The organism is Streptococcus intestinihominis, from assembly GCF_046824975.1.
GTDB lineage: Bacteria > Bacillota > Bacilli > Lactobacillales > Streptococcaceae > Streptococcus.
In genome coordinates this window covers 39,078-40,828 of sequence record NZ_JBKQBL010000001.1, presented here as the reverse complement: position 1 = coordinate 40,828, position 1,751 = coordinate 39,078, and the positions used below count along the sequence as shown (strand labels likewise).

Below are 1,751 nucleotides of genomic sequence, written 5' to 3'. Positions count from 1 at the left end.
AAGGTTTCGCGTTTAAAAGTGGTTCCATCCTGGCTATAAGAAGTAGTTGTGATAGCTTTGGTAATATCTAAGTCACGGTGATAGTCGGTAACGTTCTCCAAACCTTTCTTTTGGTTGTTAAAGACCATGAAGATATCACCGAAAGATAAGTAGCGTCCGTATTGAGCGTTGTTTGGTCCTACTAGATTTTCTTCGGCTAACTGTTTCGCTTTTTGGCGGTCTCCGTCTTCAAGGGCCTTACGGATTTCTGCTAAGACTTTGTAGCGATCTTGGTAGTTTCCTCCGTTGTAGTCGGTGCTATCCGGTTGTGGTCCACCAGACCAAAGAGTTTTTTCGTTGTATTGAATTCTTTCCTCGCCGATGAGTCCGAAAACCTTAGCACCCATTTCTCCATTTCCGACTGGGAGGGCTTGCTTTTCCCACCCATCATAGCTAGCAGCAGCAGGTTGATTGTAGATTAAATGATAATCTGTTTGTTTGGCCACGGGAGTCTCAATTTTCATAGTTTCCCTTTCTTCAGTTGCCTCAATCGAAGTAGTCGAAGTGGCTGTATGCTTGCTTTGAACTTCTGTATCAGGTGACGATCTTTTTTCTTCAGAAATAGGAGCGATATACGGATTTTCTGGTTTGGCTTCTCCAGTTCCATCAGTCGGGCTCTCTATGGCTGGGGTAGCTTCAAGGTGGTTGCTTTCGTTTTGGCTTCCAACAATACTATCAGCACCTACCTGGTGTGAGCCGAGAAAAATGGCTCCTAATAAAACAGAAGCCGTACCAACAGTTAGTTTGCGGATACTATAACGACAGGATTTTTCCAAAAATCTTTGGTCCATAGAACTCTCCTCTAGTTTTTTGAGACCGCTTACATTTTCAATTAAAGACAGTCCCTTCATATTTATTTCTATCATACCCAATTTAATAGGGAAATAGGAAAATGTCAATAGCTTTTAGGTAAGATGCATATTTGAGAGTGTTATTTCTTGAAATAGTAGAGAAATAAGAGATAAATAAGCTATTATTTTGGGCCGAAAACAGTTTTCATTTTCGGATATCGTAAAAAAACAGTTGAGTCCATTCTCAACTGTCAGCGGAGTACTTTATTTTTGATTTCTTTTTGCATAGTCGACAAAATGGAACTTATCTAATTTGTGATGGCTTTCGGTGAACTGGAATTGTCGTACGTCTGCTAGGTGAACTTGGGAGCGGACTGTCACCACGTGTTGGTCTTTCCCAAGATCCAGTAAGATTTTGTCGCGATTATCGATTGGTGAAATCAAGATTCTTAAGATATTAAAAAAAGAAAACGGCTCTTCGTTTTCTTTTTTTGTCAGAGAGAATAGGAGCAATCAAGAGCGACTGGAAGGGCCTGTACTAATACAATGGGTTGAAATTGAAAAACAGTTTATTTTCTAAAAAATCATTAAAATCCTTTTATTCACAAGGAATCATGGTATAATAAAACCATAAAACGTTTTCAAGAGAGAAGGACAAGACATGGAAAATGAAACAGTTGACTATGGAAAAGTAACAGGAATGGTACACTCTACGGAAAGCTTCGGTGCAGTGGATGGACCAGGGATCCGTTTTATTGTCTTTCTTCAAGGCTGTCAAATGCGGTGTCAGTATTGCCATAACCCGGATACTTGGGCTATGGAAACCAACATGTCTAGAGAACGAACAGTGGATGATGTCCTAGAAGAAGCCCTCCGCTATCGAGGATTTTGGGGTCAAAAAGGTGGGATCACGGTTAGTGG

2 protein-coding genes and 1 pseudogene are annotated in these 1,751 nt (G+C 40.5%); 1 reads left to right on the top strand and 2 read right to left on the bottom strand.

Annotation, left to right across the window (positions count from 1 at the left end):
• The coding region (locus ACLOR3_RS00215) for a glycoside hydrolase N-terminal domain-containing protein (RefSeq protein ID WP_412036873.1) at nucleotides 1-830 on the bottom strand (830 nt) is incomplete at its 3' end.
• Nucleotides 831-1,094: 264 nt separating this feature from the next.
• Nucleotides 1,095-1,277, bottom strand: a pseudogene (locus tag ACLOR3_RS00210) (UTRA domain-containing protein); the annotation flags it as partial.
• 214 nt (nucleotides 1,278-1,491) lie between these two features.
• Here ACLOR3_RS00210 and ACLOR3_RS00205 point away from each other — a divergent pair.
• Nucleotides 1,492-1,751, top strand: a 260-nt coding sequence (locus tag ACLOR3_RS00205; protein WP_412036872.1) for a 4Fe-4S cluster-binding domain-containing protein, incomplete at its 3' end; no start/stop codon positions are given.